The 23,451-nt window shown below is 31.3% G+C and carries 18 protein-coding genes and 1 pseudogene; 17 read left to right on the top strand and 2 right to left on the bottom strand.

Going from position 1 to position 23,451, the window contains the following annotated elements:
- Positions 1 to 615: 615 nt before the first annotated feature.
- A complete protein-coding gene (locus AB9Q04_RS00290; RefSeq protein ID WP_410023411.1) occupies positions 616 to 1,479 on the bottom strand; it encodes a homoserine O-acetyltransferase/O-succinyltransferase family protein in 864 nt (287 codons plus the stop codon).
- Between the two features lie 614 nt (positions 1,480 to 2,093).
- Between AB9Q04_RS00290 and AB9Q04_RS00285 the strand changes: the two genes are divergently transcribed.
- The gene (locus AB9Q04_RS00285) at positions 2,094 to 3,386 is read left to right on the top strand and encodes an O-acetylhomoserine aminocarboxypropyltransferase/cysteine synthase family protein (protein ID WP_410023410.1); all 1,293 of its coding nucleotides are present in this window, start codon (positions 2,094 to 2,096) and stop codon (positions 3,384 to 3,386) included.
- 89 nt (positions 3,387 to 3,475) lie between these two features.
- On the opposite strand, the gene AB9Q04_RS00280 is transcribed toward AB9Q04_RS00285, so the two are convergent.
- On the bottom strand, positions 3,476 to 4,474 hold the full coding sequence (locus AB9Q04_RS00280) for a potassium channel family protein (protein ID WP_410023409.1): 999 nt from the start codon (positions 4,472 to 4,474) through the stop codon (positions 3,476 to 3,478).
- A 216-nt stretch (positions 4,475 to 4,690) separates the two neighbouring features.
- Here AB9Q04_RS00280 and AB9Q04_RS00275 point away from each other — a divergent pair.
- From AB9Q04_RS00275 to guaB, 16 genes and pseudogenes are all read left to right on the top strand, one after another.
- Positions 4,691 to 4,999: pseudogene (locus AB9Q04_RS00275) on the top strand (PLP-dependent transferase); the annotation flags it as partial.
- A 233-nt stretch (positions 5,000 to 5,232) separates the two neighbouring features.
- On the top strand, positions 5,233 to 5,661 hold the full coding sequence (locus tag AB9Q04_RS00270; protein ID WP_410023408.1) for an ArsR/SmtB family transcription factor: 429 nt from the start codon (positions 5,233 to 5,235) through the stop codon (positions 5,659 to 5,661).
- 73 nt (positions 5,662 to 5,734) lie between these two features.
- On the top strand, positions 5,735 to 6,979 hold the full coding sequence (locus tag AB9Q04_RS00265; RefSeq protein ID WP_410023407.1) for an MFS transporter: 1,245 nt from the start codon (positions 5,735 to 5,737) through the stop codon (positions 6,977 to 6,979).
- Positions 6,980 to 7,038: 59 nt separating this feature from the next.
- Complete coding sequence (locus AB9Q04_RS00260; RefSeq protein WP_410023406.1) at positions 7,039 to 8,259, top strand: DUF2812 domain-containing protein; 1,221 nt, start codon at positions 7,039 to 7,041, stop codon at positions 8,257 to 8,259.
- Positions 8,260 to 8,261: 2 nt separating this feature from the next.
- Positions 8,262 to 8,573 (top strand): PadR family transcriptional regulator, encoded by a 312-nt coding sequence (locus AB9Q04_RS00255; RefSeq protein WP_410023405.1) that lies wholly within the window; start codon positions 8,262 to 8,264, stop codon positions 8,571 to 8,573.
- A gap of 216 nt (positions 8,574 to 8,789) precedes the next feature.
- Complete coding sequence (locus AB9Q04_RS00250; RefSeq protein ID WP_410023404.1) at positions 8,790 to 9,005, top strand: MgtC/SapB family protein; 216 nt, start codon at positions 8,790 to 8,792, stop codon at positions 9,003 to 9,005.
- Positions 8,965 to 9,207, top strand: a complete 243-nt coding sequence (locus tag AB9Q04_RS00245) for an MgtC/SapB family protein (protein ID WP_410023403.1) — start codon at positions 8,965 to 8,967, stop codon at positions 9,205 to 9,207. The genes AB9Q04_RS00250 and AB9Q04_RS00245 overlap by 41 nt, the downstream gene beginning before the upstream one ends.
- 171 nt (positions 9,208 to 9,378) lie before the next feature.
- Positions 9,379 to 9,954, top strand: a complete 576-nt coding sequence (locus AB9Q04_RS00240) for a nuclease-related domain-containing protein (protein ID WP_410023402.1) — start codon at positions 9,379 to 9,381, stop codon at positions 9,952 to 9,954.
- A 327-nt stretch (positions 9,955 to 10,281) separates the two neighbouring features.
- Complete coding sequence (gene thiC / locus AB9Q04_RS00235; protein ID WP_410023401.1) at positions 10,282 to 11,577, top strand: phosphomethylpyrimidine synthase ThiC; 1,296 nt, start codon at positions 10,282 to 10,284, stop codon at positions 11,575 to 11,577.
- A gap of 177 nt (positions 11,578 to 11,754) precedes the next feature.
- Positions 11,755 to 13,410, top strand: coding sequence for a formate--tetrahydrofolate ligase (locus tag AB9Q04_RS00230; RefSeq protein WP_410023400.1), 1,656 nt, complete (start codon positions 11,755 to 11,757; stop codon positions 13,408 to 13,410).
- Between the two features lie 96 nt (positions 13,411 to 13,506).
- Positions 13,507 to 13,632, top strand: coding sequence for a hypothetical protein (locus AB9Q04_RS00225; RefSeq protein ID WP_410023399.1), 126 nt, complete (start codon positions 13,507 to 13,509; stop codon positions 13,630 to 13,632).
- A gap of 73 nt (positions 13,633 to 13,705) precedes the next feature.
- Positions 13,706 to 15,049 carry an amidophosphoribosyltransferase gene (gene purF / locus AB9Q04_RS00220; RefSeq protein WP_410023398.1) on the top strand — a complete coding sequence of 448 codons (1,344 nt, stop codon included), beginning with the start codon at positions 13,706 to 13,708 and terminating at the stop codon, positions 15,047 to 15,049.
- Complete coding sequence (purN, locus tag AB9Q04_RS00215; protein ID WP_410023397.1) at positions 15,046 to 15,600, top strand: phosphoribosylglycinamide formyltransferase; 555 nt, start codon at positions 15,046 to 15,048, stop codon at positions 15,598 to 15,600. Before purF ends, purN begins: the two co-directional genes overlap by 4 nt.
- Positions 15,588 to 17,093 carry a bifunctional phosphoribosylaminoimidazolecarboxamide formyltransferase/IMP cyclohydrolase gene (purH, locus tag AB9Q04_RS00210; protein ID WP_410023396.1) on the top strand — a complete coding sequence of 502 codons (1,506 nt, stop codon included), beginning with the start codon at positions 15,588 to 15,590 and terminating at the stop codon, positions 17,091 to 17,093. Before purN ends, purH begins: the two co-directional genes overlap by 13 nt.
- A gap of 11 nt (positions 17,094 to 17,104) precedes the next feature.
- Positions 17,105 to 21,997, top strand: coding sequence for a phosphoribosylformylglycinamidine synthase (locus AB9Q04_RS00205; protein ID WP_410023395.1), 4,893 nt, complete (start codon positions 17,105 to 17,107; stop codon positions 21,995 to 21,997).
- Positions 21,997 to 23,448, top strand: coding sequence for an IMP dehydrogenase (gene guaB, locus AB9Q04_RS00200; RefSeq protein ID WP_410023394.1), 1,452 nt, complete (start codon positions 21,997 to 21,999; stop codon positions 23,446 to 23,448). The genes AB9Q04_RS00205 and guaB overlap by 1 nt, the downstream gene beginning before the upstream one ends.
- The last annotated feature ends 3 nt before the right edge of the window (positions 23,449 to 23,451 follow it).

Here is a 23,451-nt window from a genome sequence, read left to right as displayed (position 1 = left end):
AGCTTAGCTTTAACTTATATATGCTATTTATAAAAAGTAAAGAAATGAGTAAAGTACAAATCTTTGGTAGAGAATATTAATATTTAATGAATAACGTAGGTTGGTAAACATATTTATATGTTTCTGATTTGATCTAAAATAGATTGTTATTATTTTGTTATAGAAAGATTTAGCATTTTTTAAAAATATTAAAATATTATAAACATAGAAGAATATATATAAATATTTATTAATAAATATTAGGAATATGCAATTTTATATCAATCGCAAAAGGCTATAAATATAATAAAATTATGGTTTTTAGGTTTATGAAAATAGAGATTTTAGTTCGAAATAATATAGGATGAAATTACAGATAACGTTTTTAAAAGAATAAGAAAGCAACTATCAAAATTGATAGGTGCTTTTTAAGTGGGTCGAGCGAATGAAATTAAAGAAAAATCATCTGATACACAGTAAGAAGAACTTTATTAATGAATGGGCTAGTAGTACAAGTGGTGAATAACCATAGTTATAATAGGGGAATGTTGGTGGTAGCCCCTTATATTTACATTTCGATTGCCAGTTAATATTCAATTATTACATATTTATCTTCTAAATTTTCATATAGTCTTTCTAAAAGATATAATAATTAATCCAATTTTTAAAAAGACTTTTTGCTGTAGATTTCCAACTATAATTTACATTTCCTATACTAGCTGTAGAATTTATATAATAATTTCTGGGTATTTTTGTAGCTAGTCCTTTACTAATATCTCTTACGTATTCATTATGCAAGGTTTCTTTTGAATACTCTAGATGGCCTAGGTTAAAGATAAATTTGCTATCAGCTGATTCTATAAGACTTACTCCAGTTTCTTTATTTTCGGCTAAGATTTTTAATTCATCAGTAGAAATATTATTTTTATCTAGCTTTTTGTAGCGAGATTGGGGGATAATAAAACGGTTATCAAGTCCTGTCAGTAGTTTAGAATCTACATTCTTTTCATATTCATATATTCCAAAAATCTTATCTTCTACAAAGGTGGACTTTATATTGTAAATATATTCTAAACTTGCAACAGCTGCCCAGCAGAGAAATAGGGTAGATCTAACATTGGTTTTTGCAAAATCAAAAATCTCTGTTAATTCTTTCCAATAAGCAATATCACTATAGGGTCTATCTTCTACTGGTGCTCCAGTTACTATTAAACCATCATATTTATTGTTTTTTATATCATTTATGGTCTTATAGTATTTATCTAACCTTTGTTGATCGGAGTTTTTGCTTACATAGCTTTGAGTTCTAATAAAATCTACTTCTATTTGATATTCACTAGAAAGGAGCTTTAATAAATTAATTTCTGTTTCTTCCTTGTTGGGCATGAGGTTTACAATGGCAATTTTTATATCTTTTTCATTTCGCTCTTTCGAGTTTTCAATATCTATTGTTAGAATATTTTCTTTTGTAATCAGTCCATCTTCTAGAATAATTGGCATGATATTATTTCCTTTATTTTAAATATTTTTTAAAAAAAAGCCTTCACCCATAAGGGCAAAGACTCACGTTACCACCTTAATTCACTATTAATATGTTCTAATAGTCTCACTTCATTTCTTCCACTAAAATAAAAAGCTTTTTATAAATCCAATAGACTAGATACTATTCTCTTGATTTGATTTTAATAAAAATATCACAAAAACTAAAACTTGTCAAAGCCGGATAAAATTTAATTGGTTAATACTTGACAATAGTAAAAAACTGGTATAGAATAATCGCAAATATAAAAACAAGGAGGCTAATATGTACTGCATTCATTCAAACAAAAATATGATGATGGGTATGATGCACATGATGAATTCATGGGCAGGCTTTCTTGTACCCAAAAATCGTTAGCGATAAATTTGGGATTAGACTACGAGGAGCCTAGCGGCTCCTCTTTTTTTATGGAATGGAGCTTACTATGATATACCAAGAAAATATAAGGAGCTTCAGGTCCACCCTTTGGGATGAACGAATGTATCTCCTTATAATTTAAAACTGTTTAAAAATGATTAAAATAAGTACACGTTATTAGTAAATATAAAAAACAAAAATTAAGGAGAAAATTATCATGACCAAAGAACTTAACCAAGCAAAATTTGAAACCCTAGCCCTACATGTTGGACAAGAAGAGCCAGATCCAGCTACAGGAGCCCGTGCTGTTCCTATATATCAAACAACTTCATATGTATTTAAGGATACAGACCAAGCTCAAGGTAGATTTGCCCTAACAGACGCTGGAAATATATATGGTAGATTAACAAATCCAACTGAAGATGTTTTAGAAAAACGTCTTGCAGCCCTAGAGGGTGGTAGTTCAGCTTTAGCTGTTGCAAGTGGTGCAGCTGCTACAGCGTACGTTTTCCAAGCTCTAGCTCAAAAAGGGGATCATATTGTATCTGCAGAGACTATTTATGGAGGAACCTACAACTATTTACGCCACACTTTTCCTGATTATGGGGTGGATATTACATTTGTAGACCCATCTAAAGTAGAAAACTTTGAAGCAGCTATCAAAGAAAATACAAAACTAATATTTATCGAAACTTTAGGTAATCCAAATAGCAATATTATTAACATTGATGAAGTAGCTGCTCTAGCCCACAAACATAACATTCCACTAGTGATAGATAGCACTTTTGCTACCCCATACTTAATTCGACCAATAGATCATGGAGCAGATGTAGTAATTCATTCTGCTACAAAATTTATTGGAGGTCACGGAACTACCCTAGGTGGCATCATAGTAGAAAATGGTACTTTTGATTATGCGTCTTCTGGTAAATTTAAAAATTTATCAGAGCCTAATGAATCCTACCATGGTGTATCCTTTACTAAAGCAGCAGCTCAAGGACCACTAACAACGTATATACGAGCAATCTTACTTAGAGATACAGGAGCATCTATATCACCATTTAATGCATTCTTATTATTACAAGGGGTAGAAACACTTTCATTAAGAGTAGAGCGCCATGTAGAAAATGCCCTAAAAGTAGTCGAATATTTAAATAATCACGAAAAAGTGACAAAGGTAAACCATCCATCATTAAAAAACCATCCTGACCATGAACTTTATAAAGAGTATTTCCCAAATGGAGCAGGAAGTATCTTTACCTTTGATGTAAAAGGTGGCGAAGAAGATGCTCGTGCCTTTATAGATAATCTAGAAATATTTTCAAACCTTGCCAATGTAGCCGATGTAAAAAGTCTAGTAATACATCCAGCAACAACTACTCACTCCCAATTGAATGATGAAGAATTAGAAAGCCAAGGTATAGGAAAAGCAACAGTACGTCTATCAATAGGAACAGAACATATTGATGATATTATAGCGGATATAGAACAAGCTCTAAATTCTATTTAAAAATTAAAAAAGCATCTATCAAATATGATAGATGCTTTTATATAAATAAGTTTTGCTCACAATTAATCTCTAATAAAGATTTAAGAAGCTTATTCGCTTAGGTATTTTAACTTTTCAATCTGTTCTTCTTTTCCTAACACTATTAAAATATCTCCTATTTTAAATATATAATCAACGGGAGGATTGAAAATCATTTGGCCGTTTGTATTTTCTTTTATTGCAAGCACTATAAGACCTGTTTTATTTGGAATCTGGGCTTCAACTAGGCTTATATTTTCAAGATATGATCCTTTTTTAACTACAACTTCTTCTAGGTCTAATTCTACATCACCGATTCTGGTAACTACATCCAAAAAAGAAATTATATTTGGTTTTATCATTAGTGAAGCCATTCTATTTCCACTTATTTCAGCGGCTGATAAAGTTTTGTTAGCCCCTACTTTTAATAATTTTTTGCTACCAGCTTTACTTATAGCATTGGCAATAATATATAGTTCCCTATTAATATTTCTAGCTGTAAGAACGGTTACAATATTATCTACCTCCGTATCTAGGGTTGAGATTAGTCCCTTAGCTTTATTAATACCAGCATGTTCTAGTACACTTTCCTCTGTAGATTGGCCTTCTATTACTAAAATATTATCATGACTGTATTCATCCAAATCTCTAGTCTTATTAGTTATTACAACAAAATCCAAATTGTTTTCTAAAAAATTATCTATAATTACCTCTGCTATTTCTCCAGAACCGCATATTATATAGTGATTATTTAAAGCTGAAATTTTCCTATCCATCTTGCTTCCCTTCCATAAATCTACTAGTTTACCCTCTACAAGCATTGCTACAAATGTAGTAAAAGCATATCCAACTATGCCAACTCCTAAAAATATCATCAGTACGGAAAATAGTTCAGACTGGTCACTAGAAATTCCAACTTCACCAAAACCTACGGTAGATACAGTTATCACGGTCATGTATAGTGCATCTACAAAATTAAGGTCTAATAAATACATATAACCTAGGATTCCAAAACTGATTAAAAGGATAAATGCAATAAAAATAAATTTTAGTTTTTTCTTCTCTTCCATAAACTTCTCCTTATTATATAGATTATAATATAAATATCAGATTTGAACCATACGGATTTCAATTATTTTTTGCTTTTATTTAGTTTTATACTATTTAATTTTAATAATATTTTATAAATTCTAAAAACACCTTTATAATAGTAATTGTAAATTATCAACCTATGGGAGCTTTGTGCTGAGAGGAAGTTTTGACTTCGACCATCATCATTAAAAAACCATCCTGACCATGAACGTTATAAAGAATATTTCCCAAATGGAGCAGGAAGTATCTTTACCTTTGATGTAAAAGGTGGCGAAGAAGATGCTCGTGCCTTTATAGATAAGCTAAAAATATTTTCAAACCTAGCAAATGTAGCTGACGTAAAAAACTTAGTAATTCACCCAGCAACAACTACTCACTCCCAATTAAATGATGAAGAATTAGAAAGCCAAGGTATAGGAAAAGCAACAGTACGTCTATCAATAGGAACAGAACATATTAATGATATTATAGCAGATATAGAACAAGCCTTTGATGCTATTTAAGGAATAAAGCTTAAGATTTGTACAATTAAATTTCTCAATTTGGATTTTAATAAATGGCTTTTAAGAATTTATAGTGAATTCTTAGAAGCCATATTTAGATTATTTATAAGAATTTATTAAAAAATAATTGAATGAATAGTTAGATTTGATATATAAACTTAACGTTAAAAAATATTTGACAGATTTTTAAAATAAGATATGATATATTTAATATTAAAAATGGAGGTAATATTTTGAAAGAAGTTCATATATTAGATTCACTAGAAGAAGTGAATATAGTTAGTGACCCCACAAGACTTAAAATCATTATGAAACTAGGAACTAAACCTAAAACTGCCCAAGATTTATCAGATGCTTTAGGAGTGAGTAGATCAAAAATCCATTATCACCTTAAAATATTAGAACAAAATGGAATTATAGAGGTCGTGGATACGGGGCTAATAAATGGGATTACCCAAAAATATTTCCTACCAGTAGCCAAAGCTTTTATACCAAATAGTGAAATATTTAATAAAAATTTAGAAGAAAAACAATTCACTTTCAAAATTCCTAGTAAATCCTATGATTCATTTGAAAAAAAATTAAATGAATTGATAAAAAGTTATAGTGAACCTGATGAAGCTAGTGGAACCTACCAAGTACAAATTTATAAATTATCTTAAAACCAGTAAGTAATGCTTACTGGTAAAAAAATATCTAACTGTCAAATAAAACAAAACGTTAAATATAAGGAGAATGTTAAAAATGATTAGAAACAAAGACTTTTATATACTATTTTTAGGAAGACTTATTACAAATTTTGGAGATAGTCTTTATGCAATTGCTTCGACTCTCTTAGTATATCAGATGAGTGGATCTACTGTATATTCAGGTATAACCCTATTTCTAACCTCATCAACAGCCATTGTTCAATTACTTTTAAGTCCTATTTTGGATAAGATTAATATGAAGAAATTTTTGATTTTATCCCAACTTATACAAGCTATCTTAATATTAATTATTCCAGTCTTGCATTACTTGGAAAAATTAAATATTTACCACATTATGATTCTAATGCCAATAATTTCCTTGATAAACCAACTAGTTTATCCTGGCCAGATTTCTCTTTTGCCTAAAATTCTTTCTAAAGAAGAACTTGTTACAGGAAACTCTTTAATGACCATGGCCTATCAAGGATCAAACGCAATATTTGACACCCTAGCAGGTTTCATTATATCTATATTTGGCTTTATGACTGCATTTTATGCTGATAGTGTGAGTTTTATTTTAACAGGACTTTTATTTTGTATTTTATCAAAAAAGCTTGGTCAAACTAAACAGAGAATAAAAATATCAGATGAATCTATAATAAAAAATCACTTTGAAGGTCTTAAAGAAGGTCTTGCTTTGTTTAAGGATTCTAGAATTTTTGCTCTTGTGCTTGGAGTTGTCTTTATAAATTTCTCTGCCACATCTATAAGTGCTGTTTTACCAGCCTTTGCGAATGATGAAATCTTTTATAGCTTAATGCTTGCAGGAATGGGAGGTGGAGTTTTGCTTGGTTCTTTATTTGCTGGTATTCCAAAGTTTAAAAATATAGCTTTGGGAAGACTTTATGTATTTGGAATGATTGCTGTAGCCTTAGCATGGATTGGAGTTTCTTACTTTTCTACAAATATAAAGATAGCAGTCGGATTATATGCTCTTGGTTGGCTTGTAGTAGGAATAGTTAATGTATATGCTCAAACTATGGTACAGATGATAGTTTCTAGTGAAAAAATAGGATCTGCTATGGGAGCTATGGTAGGTATATCAACCTTTATGGCACCGCTAGGAGCTTTATTAGGTGGTTATTTAGGAGAGTATTTATCAAGTGCTAAAACTATTTTTATAGCAAGTATAATCATACTTCTAGTTGCTATATACTGGGCTTTAAATAAAAATATCAGAAAACTTCCAGCTATAAATAATTTTCACGAAATTTCTAAAAAGTTTGAATAATATCGAATATCGATATATAATATTAATATCGATACTCGATATTAAAAGGAGGTAATTGAATGCTAAAATTTAGATATTTAACTTACTCAGACTTTGGCTTAATAGAGAAATGGTATGAAGATATGGCCAAAAAGGGTTGGCAAATAGAGAAAATACCTCTTCCTTTTATTCATAAGTTTAAGAAGTCTAAAGCAGAGAATATAGACTATAAGATATCTTTAGCTCAAAATGAAAGTTATTTTTCATCCTTTACTAAAAGTGAGCTTGATGATTTTGATAATATGTCTGAAGAATTTGGTTGGAAGTTAGTAGATAGATCTTTTAATATGAACCTATATAAATTAGAAAAAGACGCAGCTGAATCTCTTTATAATGATGATGTGGAAGAATTAAAAATTCTAAATAAGGGAATAAAGGGTGAGATAATTACGCTTATTTTGACAGGACTTGTTTTATTACTTAATTTCTTTTTTATGAGTGCAAGTTTTCATTCTTCTGATATATTTTATTCTAACTTAATCCTATTTTTGTATCCTGCAAGCATATTATTTTTAGTTTTTGCTGGATTATCAATAATAGATAATATTTCCTTTAGAAATAAGAATAAAAATGTGAAATATATGCGAGATATTAAATTTTCAAAAATTTCTTATTCAAAATCTTATCTTGCAATATTAATCTTAGGATTTACTTTACTGATTATTGGAATTGTTAGTAATTTAATATCTAGTTCATTAAATAATAGATTTCTCCTAATAGGTTTGTTGCCAATTTTACTTGCTTTAATTATTTTTATTTCGATAAAAAAGATAAAGCAAACAAATTTTAAGACAAAAAATAAAAAGATAATAATGATTCTATTAGTAGCTTTTATAACTATAATCTCAGCCTTCATTACTGTTAATAGCCTATCTTTTATACCGGATAGCTATAAAAGTATTGATACATCTGAACAAGTTCCACTTAATAAAAGCTTGCTGGCAAAAAGTCACACAATTTATAATAATGATGATTTAGATTTACAGGTGGAGAAAACTGTAGTTAAAAATAGTAATTTAGCAAATACTTTATTTGATAGAGAGGTAAAAAATGCCAGAAACCATCCATATAATTCAGACTTAATTAAAGATATAAGTAGTAATCTTCCTTACGAAAAGACCTACAGCCTAGCATATGAAAATGCCTATATAATATTAGATAATCAAACAGTCTTAAAGGTAATGGGTGATATTAATAATAAAAAAATACAGGTAGCTTTAAAAGAGCTCTTAGGAGATTAGAGATGGCTAGAGATCAATTTCAAACACTAACTGAGCCGATGTATTTTACTCTCTTAGCCCTAGGAGAAGTTAGAAATGGAGCAGAAATAACCTCCTGGGTTAATGAAATTACAAAGGGCAGAATAAAATTAGCACCTGGCACTTTGTATGCTTTATTAGCCCAGTTTTTAGAAAATGATTTAATAATGAGGATTCAAACTGATAAGAAAGGCAAGTATTATATTCTTACTGATGAGGGAAAAGAGTTGTTATCTTCAGAAGTTAAAAGATTAAGATTTTTAATTAATAATTATGATAATTATTTTAATAAATAAAATAAAGTTAACATTTAAAATTAAATTTATATATTATATAATTATAATATTAACATAAAATTTAATTATAGTTATTATTAGTCTATAGAGGAAGAGTATGGATATATTTATAGTTGCAGCTAGGTTACTTTTAGCTGCTTTTTTAGGAGCTATAATTGGAATAGAGCGAGAGATAAAAAAAGGGCAGTAGGCTTTAGGACTCATATCATTGTTAGTGTGGGTTCTTGTCTTATTATGCTTATTGGAGTAAATGGATTTGAAGGATTATATAGCAAGGGATGGGATGCATCAAGACTGGCTGGACAAGTTGTAAGTGGAATAGGATTTTTAGGAGCTGGCACTATTTTACAAAAAAAAGAATGCAGTCTCAGGACTTACTACAGCCGCTACATTGTGGCTATCTGCAGCATTTGGGCTTGCTGTAGGGATTGAATACTATGAAGGAGCTTTAATTGCAACTATAATTTGTCTAATTACCCTAGTTTCACTTAAAGGTTTTAGTGATTTTATTAATAAAAGGGTGATAAAATCTTACACGATGGTTTTTGACGCTTATAATTTTGATCAGGTTAATTTCTTAAATTTTACTTCAAAAGAGGGTGTTGAAGTGAGGAAATTAGAAATCATAGATTAAAAAGTAGATGATATATCAGTTATTGAATCAACTTTATGTTTTCAAAAAAATTATAATATTAGTATGTTTTTTAAAAAATTAAAATCAAAATTTTCTTTAAAATTTGTAAAAAAGAGCAATGAAGAAGATTAGAAGAATTTAGTAAAAAATGCTTGGTAGTTTGGAGTGTTGATGAAAAAAGCTTATATATATTTAGTATTATTTATTTTATTTCTACTCATTTTAAAATTTTTAGAAAATAGGTTTAAGGGTGATGTAGGAGAGTTAGCTGTAAAAAGAAAGCTTAGAAAACTAAATAAAAAGAAATATTTAGTTTTAAATAACCTTACCCTAAGAAATTATGGGGGTAATACAAGTGCTACTCAAATAGATCATGTAGTCATCTCAATCTATGGAATCTATGTTATCGAAACTAAAAATTATAAAGGAATTATATATGGGTCTGAAAATAGTAAAAAATGGACCTATAATATTTATGGAAATAAATATAAATTTATGAACCCTATAAATCAAAACTATGCACATATAAAAGCTATAAAAAATGCTATAGGAAAAGAATATAAAAACTTGCCTTATTATTCCATAATTGCTTTCTCAAATGAAGCCAAGGTAAATGTAGATACAAGTAGAGCAAGTATTTGCAAGATATCCAAAGTATCAAAAATTATAAAGTCTCAAGCCTATGATGAAATATTATCTTATGAAGATATTTTATATATAAAAGAAAAACTTGAAATTGCCCAATAGATTTATCAAAAAGAAGGCACAAAAGAGAGATAAAAAAAGCTATTAGAAATGGCTAATACTACTAAGATAAACCCAGTATAAAAATAAAATTTATCTAAGCCCTTAATTTAAAGACTATAGGGCTTTTTTAAAGCCTATTATTTTTAAATTTAGTTTACAAATTATAAAAACTCCCTTATAATAATAAATGTAAATTATCAACCTATGGGAGCTTTGTGCTGAGAGGAAGTTTTGACTTCGACCATTAAACCAATCAGGATAATGCCTGCACGGGAATGGAGCATATTTATACTCCTATAAGTAATTTTTAGGAGGTTTTTTTAATTTATGAAATATAAGACACAGATGGAAGCAGCTAAGCATGGTTTTGTAACTGAAGAAATGAAGATAGTTGCAAAAAAAGAAAATGTTAGCGAAGAGTACTTAGTTGAAAAAATTGCCAAAGGTGAGATTGCTATTCCTAGAAATATCAATCACAATTCAATTTCTCCAGAAGGAATTGGTACAGGTCTTAGGACTAAGATAAACGTTAATCTTGGTATTTCTAAAGATATTAACGACCTAGATCTTGAGATGGAAAAAGTTGACATGGCTCTTAAAATGGGAGCAGAATCAATCATGGACCTTTCAAACTATGGAAAAACTCAAGAATTTAGAGAAAGATTAATCGAAAAATCTACTGCAATGATAGGAACTGTTCCTATGTATGATGCAATCGGATTTTTAGATAAGGGTCTAAGCCACATTAAGGCTGAAGAATTTCTAGATGTAGTTAGAAATCATGCTGAAAATGGTGTAGACTTTGTAACAATCCACTGTGGTATCAACAGAGCCAATGCTGAAATCTTTTTAAGAAACAGAAGAGTAAATGAAATTGTATCTCGTGGTGGATCTTTATTATTTGGCTGGATGATGATGAATGATAGAGAAAACCCATTCTACGAATACTATGATGAATTATTAGATATTTTAAGAGAATATGATGTGACCTTATCACTTGGTGATTCACTAAGACCAGGTGGTATCCACGATGCTACTGACCCTGCTCAAATTGCTGAACTTATAACTTTAGGTGAGCTTACAAAAAGAGCATGGGAAAAAGATGTCCAAGTTATTATTGAAGGACCAGGTCACGTTCCAATAAATGATATTGAAACAAATATAAAATTACAAAAAAAATTATGTCACAATGCACCTTTCTATGTTCTAGGACCTCTAGTTACTGATATTGCTCCAGGCTATGACCATATAACAAGTGCTATCGGTGGAGCTATTGCAGCAAGTCATGGGGCAGATTTCTTATGCTATGTAACTCCAGCAGAACACTTAAGACTACCAGATGTAGATGATGTAAAAGAAGGTATAGTTGCAACAAAAATTGCAGCTCATGCAGGTGATATAGCAAAATTAAAAGATGCAGCTGACTGGGATCTTGAAATGAGTAAGAGAAGACAAAAAATTGATTGGGAAGGTATGTTTGAACTTGCTATGGATCCTGAAAAATGTAGAGCATATAGAGCAGCATCAGCACCTGAAGAGGAAGATACATGTACTATGTGTGGGTCAATGTGCTCTATGAGAAATATGAACCTTATCCTTGAAGGTAAAGATATAACTATATAATAGAAGAATATTACCCAAAATATAAACCCAAGTTTTTCGAAAATGCAGACTTGGGTTTTTTTATTTATATAAAATATTGATTATTAATTTTATTATTAGATAATATACTTAAAGTTAAAATTTATTTATCTTTAAAAATAAGATAATGTTACATTATTTTTTATGAAAGGTTGAGTTATGAAAACAGATATTGAAATTGCAAGAGAGATTGAACTAGAAGAGATTGATGAGCTTTGCCAAAAACTGGGTGTAAAAAACTACGATAAATACGGAAAATACAAGGCAAAGCTAGACCTAGAATATGCAGATAAGAAAAAAGAAGGATCAAAATTAATTTTAGTAACAGCGACAAACCCTACACCAAGTGGTGAAGGAAAAACCACTATGAACATTGGTTTATCAATGGCATTAAATAATATTGGCAAAAGTGCTATTTCAGTTTTAAGAGAGCCTTCCCTAGGACCATCTTTTGGTAGAAAAGGTGGAGCAGCAGGTGGTGGTTATAGCCAAGTTTTACCAATGGATGAGATAAACCTGCACTTTACAGGAGATTTTCATGCTATAACATCTGCAGTAAACCTTGTTGCTGCTATTTTAGACAACCACATCTACCAAGGCAATGAAAAAAACATTAATCCAAATCAAATAGTTTGGAGAAGATGTGTAGATCTTAATGATAGGGCGCTTCGTAATATAGTAATAGGCTTAGGTAATAGAACTGATGGGGTAACCCGTGAAGATAAATTTGATATAACAGTTGCTACAGAAATGATGGCAGTACTTTGTCTTGCAACAAGTATGCAAGATTTTAAAGAAAAAGTTAGCAAGATGATCGTAGCTTATGATTATGCAAACAATCCTGTTACGGTTGATGATATCAAAGCTACTGGCTCAGTTGCAGTAATTATGAAAGATGCTTTAAAAGCAAATTTGGTACAAACAACAGAAAATACACCAGCTATCATCCACGGAGGTCCATTTGCAAATATTGCGCACGGTTGTAACTCTCTGATAGCTACGAAAACTGCCCTTGGTATAGCTGATTATGTTGTAACTGAAGCAGGATTTGGTGCTGACCTAGGTGCTGAGAAGTTTAATGATATCAAATGTAGGTTAGGTGGATTAGCGCCTGATGCAACAGTAATTGTTACTTCAGTTAGATCTTTAAAATACCATGCAGGTATGCCTTTGGATGAGTTAGCAGCTGAAAACTTAGAATATTTAGAAAAAGGCTTTAAAAATCTAAAAACTCATATTGAAAACATGAAAAAATTTGGTAACAACATCCTAGTAGCGATAAATAAATTTGCAACTGATACAGATAAAGAAATTGCTTTAGTGCAAGAACTTACCGAAAAATTAGGTGTAAAAGCTATAGAAACAACTGTATTTGCTGATGGATCAAAAGGTGGAGTAGAACTAGCTAGTAATTTAGTAGAGCTTTGCCAAAATGATAATGAATTTAAATATTTATATGATGAAAAACTACCAACTAAAGAAAAAATAGAAACCATAGCTAAAGAAATATATAGAGCTAAAGGTGTAGTATACACAACAAAGGCTGATAAGGCTATTGCAAAAATTGAAAGTATGGGCTATGACAATTTACCTATATGTGTAGCAAAAACTCCTTATTCCTTATCTGATGATCCAAATAAAAATATAACTGTAGATGATTATGAGATAACAGTAAGAGATGTAAGGGTAAATGCTGGTGCAGGCTTTTTAGTGGTTTATACAGACAACGTACTAACTATGCCAGGCCTTCCAAAAATACCAAATGCATATCAAATTGACCTAGATGAAAATGGCGAGATTGTAGGATTATTCTAACTTTGTAAAATTTTTTTAATATTTCCACTTGAAATATTTCTAAAATTATTTATAATAGTCTTATATAAAATTTTAAGGGATAGATGGAGGGGTATTATGGATAATAAATGTATCATCAACAATACATTTGCGGCAGAAAGTGTTTTTTCTTGTGTATCATACTCTATCTTTGCCTACATCAAAAAATTAAGATTTACAATAGCATTAGTTTGCTATGCCTAAAAGAGAACCCACAAAAGGGTTCTCTTTTTCTTTATTGTTTTTAATAGACTAAGGAGGTTGATAGAATTTAGTTATGAGCGGTGTAGTAGCAATAAAAACAGATGATAGTATATTTCAAAAACTTTTATACTCATTAAGCTCTATCCAACATAGGGGCCAAGATTCTACAGGAATTATTCTCTCTGATGGATTTAGTTTAAATCGTATAAAGGGAATGGGCCTTGTTAATGAGGTCTTTAGAGAAACTAGCTTAGAAAAGGATAATTACAAAATAGGGATAGGTCATGTGAGAAGCTCTCCTTCTGGTTGCAACAAGGATTACAACATAGAACCTTTAGTAAGTTTTAGTAAAAATCAAGAATTTGGACTAGCCCATGATGGTAATCTAAGTAATTATGATTTGTTAAAGCAAGCATTAGAAGATGAGGGGATCTCCTTTCACACTCAAACTGATAGTGAACTAATCTTGCTTTTACTAGCTAGGTATTTTGAAGGCGATATTATAAAAGCTATTAGAAAAACTATGGAAGTTATAAAGGGCGCCTACTCTTGTGTTGTAACTATGCCTGATAAAATAATTGCTTTTAGAGATTATCATGGATTTAGACCCTTGATGCTAGGAATGAATAGTGATAATGTAGTAGTTTCTAGTGAAAATGCAGCAATAGAAATACTTGATATTGAAGATTATAGGGATTTTGAGCCTGGAGAAATTATTGTAATAGATGATGAGGGGGTACATTCCTATCCAGCAGAAAAAGAAATATCTAAAAAACACTGTGTTTTTGAAAGTGTTTATATAGCAAGACCGGATGCAAATGTCGAAAATGTAAACTCTTATATGTTTAGAAGAAGATGCGGTGAAGTTTTATACAGGCAAGCTCCAGTAAAGGCTGATTTGGTTTGTCCGGTGCCAGATTCTGGTACACCATCTGCTATAGGGTTTGCCCAAGAATCTGGTATACCATTTGCAGAAGGCTTAGTAAAAAATAGGTACATGGGTAGGACATTTATAAAACCTAGTCAAAAAGAAAGAGATTTAGCAGTAAAATTAAAACTTAGCCCCCAAAAGTCTGTAGTTGATGGCAAGAGTATAGTTTTAGTAGATGATTCTATAGTGCGTGGTACAACTAGTGCAAAGCTTATTCAACGAATGAGGAAAGCTGGAGCCAAAGAAGTGCACTTTAGAGTAACATCACCACCATTTATGTATCCTTGTTATTATGGGGTAGATACGCCAGATAGAAAAAATCTTATAGCAGCAAATTTAAGTAAGGAAGAAATTAGAAAGCAAATAGGGGCGGATAGTTTAGAATTTATAGACCTAGACAGTATGCTAAACCTTTTAGAAAACAAAGATAATTACTGCAAAGCTTGCTTTACAGGAGATTATCCAGTAAAAAAGGATGAAATATGAATCTAGCAGTTTTTATATCAGGAGGCGGGAGCAATTTTAAAGCACTTATAGATGCTCAAAATTCTGGGTTTTTTGATAGTAAAATAAATTATGTCGTAGCTAATAAAGATGCAGCCGGTCTAAGATATGCCAGAGATAATAATATAGATTATTTAATAAGCAAAGATGAAGATGAGATAATAAAAAATCTAAAAGAGTATGATATTGACCTAATAGTACTAGCAGGTTATCTGGTAAAAATTAGTAAAAAAATTCTAGATGAATTTACAGTTATCAATATCCACCCATCCTTATTGCCAAAATATGGGGGCAAGGGATTTTATGGAATGAATGTTCACAATGCAGTTTTCGAAAATAAAGAAAAGATAAGTGGAGTTACAGTACATTTTGTAAATGAAAACCTAGATGAGGGTGATGTCATCTTACAAAAAGAAGTAGATATAAGTAAATGCCAAAGTGCAGAAGAAATAAGTAAAGAAGTTTTAAAGATAGAACATCAGACATTAAAAGAAGTAATAAAAAAATTGGAGGAAGATGAGTGCGAGCATTAATTTCAGTAACAGATAAGACAGGCATCGAAGACCTTGCAAAAGGTTTAAGTGATTTAGGCGTAGAAATTGTATCTACAGGCGGTACATACAAAAAAATAAAGGAGAGTTGTGTAGAAGCTATTGAGATAGATGAGATTACAAATTTCCCAGAAATCTTAGAAGGTAGAGTAAAAACACTTTCTCCATACGTACATGGTGGTATTCTTTATAAAAGAGATGAAGATAGTCATGTAAAAACAGTAAAAGAACATAATATCAAGCCTATAGATATAGTTGTGGTAAATCTTTATGAATTTCAAAAAGCTTTAGAAAAAGGAAACCCAGATGAAATTATAGAAAATATCGACATTGGTGGACCTTCAATGGTAAGATCAGCTGCAAAAAATCACAAAGATGTTTTAATAGTAACTGATCCATCTGACTATAATGAGCTTTTAGAAAGAATTGAAAATGATGATGTAGACTTATCATACAGACAAAAACTAGCTATGAAAGCTTATAACCTAACAGCTTTTTATGACTCAGTAATAGCAAGATACTTCTCAGAATTAACTGGTGAAGAAGGAAAATACAAGACTTATGGTTTTGAAAAAGAAAGTGATTTAAGATACGGAGAAAATCCTGGCCAAAAAGCAGCTCTTTACAATGACCCATTTGTAAAAGGTCTAATGGATAATATGGAAGTTATCCATGGTAAAGAAATGAGCTATAACAACTACAACGACTTAAATCCAGCTTTAGAACTTGCCCAAGAGTTGGGGGGAAATGCAGTAGTAGCACTTAAACACCAATCACCATGTGGGGTTGCTCAAAGAGAATCAATTTACGAATCATACATTAAAGCCTACGAATGTGATAGTCAATCAATTTTTGGTGGAATTGTTGCAGTAAATGGCATAGTGGATGAAAAAACAGCAGAAGAGATGAACAAAATCTTCCTTGAAATTGTTGCAGCAACAGACTTTACAGATGAAGCCTTAGAAGTATTAACTCAAAAGAAAAATGTAAGATTAGTAAAAGTAAACTTTGATAATGAAACTGTAAAAGAAGAAATCAGATACCTAAACGGAAAAGTTCTTATCCAAGGCAAAGACTTTGGTAAAGATGAGTTAGAAATAGTAACAGATAAAAAGCCAACAGAAGCTGAAATCAAAGACCTATTATTTGCTCAAAAAGTTGTAAAATATGTAAAATCTAATGCAATCGTAGTTGCAAAAGATATGCAAACTTTAGGATGTGGAGCAGGTCAACAATCTAGAATTTGGGCTTTGGAATCTATAAAAGATCACTTTAAAGATAGAGACTTTACTGGAGCTGTTATGGGATCAGATGCATTTTTCCCATTCCCAGATACTGTAGAGCTTGCTCATAAAATGGGCATTAGCTCAATTATCCAACCAGGTGGATCTATCAAAGACCAAGATTCTATAGATAAGTGTAATGAATACAGCATGTCCATGGTATTTGGTAAGTCACGTCACTTTAAACATTAAGGAGAAATTTAGTGAACATATTAATTATTGGTTCAGGTGGTAGAGAGCACGCTCTGGGCAAAAAAATATCAAAAGAAGATAGAAATTTATTTTTTGCACCGGGCAATGGAGGCACAGCTGAGCTCGGTAAAAATATAGATATAAATGTAGATGAAATTGATAAATTAGTGGAGTTTGCAAAAGAAAATAGTATCGACTACACCGTAGTGGGCCCAGAGCTACCTTTATCTCTGGGTATTGTAGATGAATTTGAAAAAAATAACTTGCAGATATTTGGAGTAAATAAAAATGCTGCCAAATTTGAGGCAAGCAAGGGCTATACCAAAGAATTTTTAGAAAAGTATGGAATAAAAACAGCTGCTTATCTTAGAACTGAAAGTAAAGATGAAGCTATCCAGTATGCTAAAAATTTATTGGAAACTAAAGGCATAGTTGTTTTAAAAAGAGATGGCCTAGCTGCTGGCAAAGGTGTTTATATTATAGAAGATAAAGAAGAACTAGAAAAAACTATAACTAATATTTTTTCAAAGGATAAAGAAATAGTTATAGAGGAATATATAGATGGCTTTGAGATGAGCCTACTTTGCCTGACTGACTCTAAAGAAATAATTCCATTGCCAACAAGCAAAGACCACAAAAGAATTTATGATAAAGATTTAGGTCCAAATACTGGAGGCATGGGAACTTATGCTCCAAATGTAGAAGCAGAAGCCTATAAAGAAAAAATCGCGGCAGATATTTTACCAAAAATTGTAGAAGGATTTAACCAAGAAAATATTGACTACAGGGGAGTTTTATTCATAGGATTTATGATAAATGAATCTGGAATCTATGTTTTAGAATTTAATGTAAGATTCGGGGATCCAGAAACTCAAGTTGTTTTAGAATTGATAGATAATGATATCTTAGAATTATTAATGGATACATCTGATGCAAAATTAAATGAAGTAAATTTAAAAATAAATGATAAAAAAGCTACTTGCTTAGTCCTAGCGTCAGAAGGATACCCAGGAACTTATGAAAAAAATAAAGAAATAAGTTTTGGCGAAGATATTAAATCAACCATTTACCATGCAGGAACAAAGGTAGAAAACGGAAAAGTTTTAACTGCTGGCGGCAGAGTTTTAAATATAGTTGCCACAGCTGATAGTTTTGATAAAGCAATAGAAGATATATATAAAGATGCTAAAAAAATAGATTTTGACGGTAAATACTATAGAAAAGATATAGGTCCATCCGTAAAAAGAGTATATGTTAGAAGAAAAGATTCTTTTGACTTTGAATCACAAAATCTAAAGACCAAGATAAACAACACCTTAGACATAGACCTAGACGATTTAAAAATCTTTAAAAGATATGATATTGAAACAAGTGATGAAAATCTAGAAAAAATATTATATCAGGTTTTAGCAGAAGCACCTATAGATGAAGTATATGCCTTTGAAGATGCGATGAATTTACAAGCTTCATTTAAAAACGTAATTGCTAGCCAATATCTACCAGGCCAATTTAATCCTAGGGAAAAAGGTGTGATAGATACTGCATCTCTTATAATTAATGATGAAAACTTAGAAGTAAAAGCATCTACAGTTTATGAAATATCAAAGGTAAGCGAAGCTGATTTAGTAAAAATAGAAGAATTTTTAATAAATCCAGTTGATTCTCAACAAGTAAGCCTTATTGGCATACCAACAACTTTAAAAACTGACCATGATAAAAATCTAGAAAATGAAACCTATGATGGTTTTAGAGATTATGATGACAAAGACCTAAGCCTATTCTTAGAAGAAAATGCAATGGCTATGAGCCTAGATGATATCAGGATGGTTAGGGATTACTTTGTTGAAGAAAATCGTGATCCAAACGAAACTGAAATAAAAATCTTAGATACCTATTGGTCAGATCACTGTAGACATACAACCTTTAATACATATTTAGATATTGAATTTGATACAGCTACTCTTTTAGATGAGGCTATTAGAGATTCTTTTGAAAAATATTTACAAATGAGAAGAGTATTAGATATCAAAAAACCTATAAATCTAATGAGTTTTGGTACAATTCTTGCTAAGTATATGAGGGCTAATGATAACTTTGATGACCTAGAAGTATCAAGTGAAATAAATGCTTGTTCTATTTATACGAAGGTTAGAGTTTTAAAAGATGGTAAAGAAAGTCTAGAAGATTATCTTTTAATGTTTAAAAACGAAACCCATAACCATCCAACAGAAATCGAACCTTTTGGAGGAGCATCAACTTGCTTAGGTGGGGCTATCCGTGATCCACTTTCTGGTAGGGCTTATGTTTACCAATCTATGAGATTATCAGGAGCTGCAAATATAAAAGAAGATTATAGCGAAACTTTAGAAGGTAAACTTCCCCAAGCAAAAATCACCTATGAAGCAGCTCAAGGTTATTCTTCTTATGGTAACCAAATAGGACTTGCTACAGGCCTTGTAGATGAGTTTTACCACGAAGGCTATAAAGCCAAACGCATGGAGTGTGGAGCAGTTATGGCTGCAGCTCCAGCAGAAAATGTAAAAAGAATTGATTCTGCTCCAGGAGATAAAGTAATCCTTCTTGGAGGAAAAACTGGCCGTGATGGAGTAGGTGGAGCAACAGGTTCATCAAAATCTCATAATATAAGCTCTATTGAAACAGAATCAGCTCAGGTACAAAAGGGAAATGCACCAGAAGAACGTAAAATCCAAAGACTGTTTAGAAATCCAGAGGCTGCCAAGCTTATTAAAAAATGTAATGACTTTGGAGCAGGTGGAGTAGCTGTTGCTATTGGTGAACTTGCTGATGGAATTGATATTTATCTTGATAGAGTTCCACTAAAATATAAGGGATTAAAACCATTTGAAATAGCCTTATCAGAATCACAAGAAAGAATGGCTGTAGTAATTTCAAAAGATGATAAAGAAAACTTTATGAACTTAGCCTGTGAAGAAAACTTAGAAGCGACAGAAGTAGCGACTATAACTGACAATAATACTATGACCATGTACTATAAAGATGAAGTTATAGCTAAAATTTCTTATGATTTTATAAATACAAATGGTGCTGATAGATATGCTGATGTAAAAGTAGTAAGCGAAGATATCCCAACTATATTAACTGATAAAGATAATGATCCAAGCAAATTCTATGAAAAAGTAGAATCACTAGATGTAGCATCTAAGAAAAACCTGATAGAAATGTTTGATTCATCAGTCGGAAAAAATACAGTGCTTAATCCATTAGGTGGAAAAAAATTATTAAATCCATCTCAAGTTATGGCAGCAAGACTTCCAGTTGATGAAGGAGTTTCAAATACTGCTTCTATAATGACCTATGGATTTGACCCATATTTATCATCTGAAAGTCAATACTTAGGTGGCTACTATGCAGTAGTTGAATCTATATCAAAACTAGTAGCTATTGGATCAGACTTAAAACAAATAAGACTAACTTTCCAAGAGTTTTATGAAAAAATGGATAGTAAAGAAGCCTGGTCTAAGCCGTTAAAATCACTATTAGGTGCTTTTGAAGTAACAAATCACTTCTCCATGCCACCAATAGGAGGTAAGGATAGTATGAGTGGGACATTTGAAGATATAAAAGTACCACCAACACTTATATCCTTTGCAGTTACTACTGAAGATGTAGAAAATATTATTTCTAATGATTTAAAGGGTGAAGGTAAGCTTGGGCTTATAAAAACATTTTATAAAAAAGATGGAACTCTTGATTTAAAAGAATTAGAAAATAATTACCAAAATCTAATAAAAGATATCAGAGATGGCAATGTTATCTCAGCTATAGCTTTAGACAGAAAAGGACTTTTATCAAATATTTATGAACAGGCTATTGGAAATACTGGATTTACTTTAGATTATGATAATCTTTATAATCCTATGTATGGATCCTTTGTTGTAGAATACAAAGATGACCGTGACTTTATAGAAAATATTGGAAGCTTTTCTGACGATATTATTGTAAATGGTGAGAAATTGGATGAAGATAATTTATCTTATTCATATATTCACAGTCTAGATGAAGTTTTCCCTGGCTATGAAGAAGTAGAATATCAACAACTAGAAACCGAAAAAGTTAATAGAAAATTAAAATCAGACAAACCAGTAGATAAGCCAAGAGCAATTATACTTGCTGCCCCAGGAACAAACTGTGAATGGGATACCCAAGATGCCTTTAGAAAAGCTGGGGCTGATACAGAAATTTTAGTCTTTAAAAACCAAAATGAAAAAGATATAGAAGAATCTATAGATAGACTGGATAAAGAGATTAGAAAATCTCAAATCTTTGTAATTCCAGGTGGTTTCTCCCTAGGAGATGAACCAGATGGGTCAGCTAAGTTTTTAGCAAATATATTAAGAAATGAAAAGATTGCCCAAGCTATAGATTACCTATTAAATAGAAATGATGGATTAATTTTAGGTATTTGCAATGGCTTCCAAGCCTTGGTAAAAACAGGATTGCTTCCTTATGGAGAAGTTCTTGTACCAAATGATAATGACCCAACCCTTACAAATAATACCAGCTCCCGCCATATAGCAACATTTGTAAATACAAAAACTCTTACAAATAACAGTCCATGGACAAGGGGAGTAGATTTAGAAAAAACTCATAGAATTCCAATATCTCACGGTGAGGGAAGATTTATAGTAAATGAAGAAAAATTACAAGAATTATTAGAAAATGACCAAGTATTTTCAGTTTATGAAACTTCTCCAAATGGCTCAAACTATAATATAGAAGGAATTATATCAAAAGATGGTAAAATTTTAGGAAGAATGGGCCATGCTGAAAGAATAGATGAAAATCTATTTAAAAACGTATACGATGTAAATAGAGAAAATATATTTGAAAATGCCGTTGAATATTTTAGAAAGGATGTATAATGCAATTTTTAGGAGATGCACTAACTTTTGATGATGTGTTATTAATACCAGGACCATCAGAAGTTTTACCAAACCAAGTAGATACAACTACTTATCTAACTAAAAAAATTAAATTAAATATACCAATGATGTCTGCTGGTATGGATACAGTTACCGAATCACAAATGGCTATAGCTATGGCAAGACAAGGTGGTATAGGAATTATTCACAAAAATATGCCGATAGAAGAACAAGCCAGACAAGTAGATGTAGTAAAAAGATCAGAACATGGAGTAATAACTGATCCTTTCTATCTACATCCAGAAAACATCTTACAAGATGCTCTAGATATTATGAACAACTACAGAATATCTGGTGTACCTATTGTAGATAAAGATATGTACTTAAAAGGTATTCTTACAAATAGAGATGTAAGATTTCAAGATGACCTAAATGTAAAAATTGATGACATCATGACCAAGGAAAATCTTACTCTAGGTTATGAAGGTATCAAAATGCAAGAAGCCATAAAATTAATGGAATCTGCCAAAGTAGAAAAACTTCCAATAGTAGATGGCGATAATAAGCTAAAGGGCCTTATAACTATAAAAGATATCGAAAAGTCAAAACAATATCCAAACTCAGCTAGAGATGAAAATAATAGACTATTAGTAGGAGCTGCAGTAGGTATCACAAATGATATGTTTGATAGAGTAGAGGCTTTAGTAAAAGCAAATGTTGATTTAATTACAGTAGATACAGCCCACGGTCATTCTAAAAACGTAGTTGCTGCAATAAAAGATATCAAAGAAAAATATCCAGACCTACAAATAATAGCAGGAAATATTGCTACAGCTGAAGCTGCCAAAGATTTAATAGAAGCTGGTGCAGATGCTATAAAAGTAGGAATTGGCCCAGGATCAATTTGTACAACACGTGTTGTAACAGGTATTGGTGTTCCACAAATAACTGCAATTATTAATTGTGTTGAAGAAGCTAAAAAACATGATATACCAGTGATAGCAGACGGTGGTATTAAATATTCAGGTGATATCACAAAAGCCCTAGCTTGTGGTGCTTCTGTAATAATGGCAGGTTCCCTATTTGCAGGTACTGAAGAATCACCAGGAGAAACTATTCTTTTTGAAGGTAGACAATATAAAGAATACCGCGGTATGGGATCTCTTGCAGCTATGAAAGATGGTTCAGGTGATAGATATTTCCAAACAAACACTAAAAAATATGTTCCAGAAGGTGTAGAAGGTAGAGTAGACTACAAAGGACCAGTTGGCGAAGTAGTCTACCAATTACTAGGTGGTTTAAAATCTGGTATGGGTTATGTAGGGAGCAAGGACTTAAACGAACTTTATGAAAAAGCAAAATTCGTTAAAATTTCCCCAGCTTCTTTAATCGAAAACCACCCACACGATATTACAATTACAAGAGAATCACCAAACTATACGAAAAGATAGGAG

It is taken from the genome of Anaerococcus groningensis (genome assembly GCF_046365465.1).
In the GTDB taxonomy this organism is placed as follows: Bacteria; Bacillota; Clostridia; order Tissierellales; family Peptoniphilaceae; genus Anaerococcus; species Anaerococcus groningensis.
The sequence above is the reverse complement of the archived record's forward strand: the minus strand, read 5'-3'. Positions and strand labels throughout refer to the sequence as shown.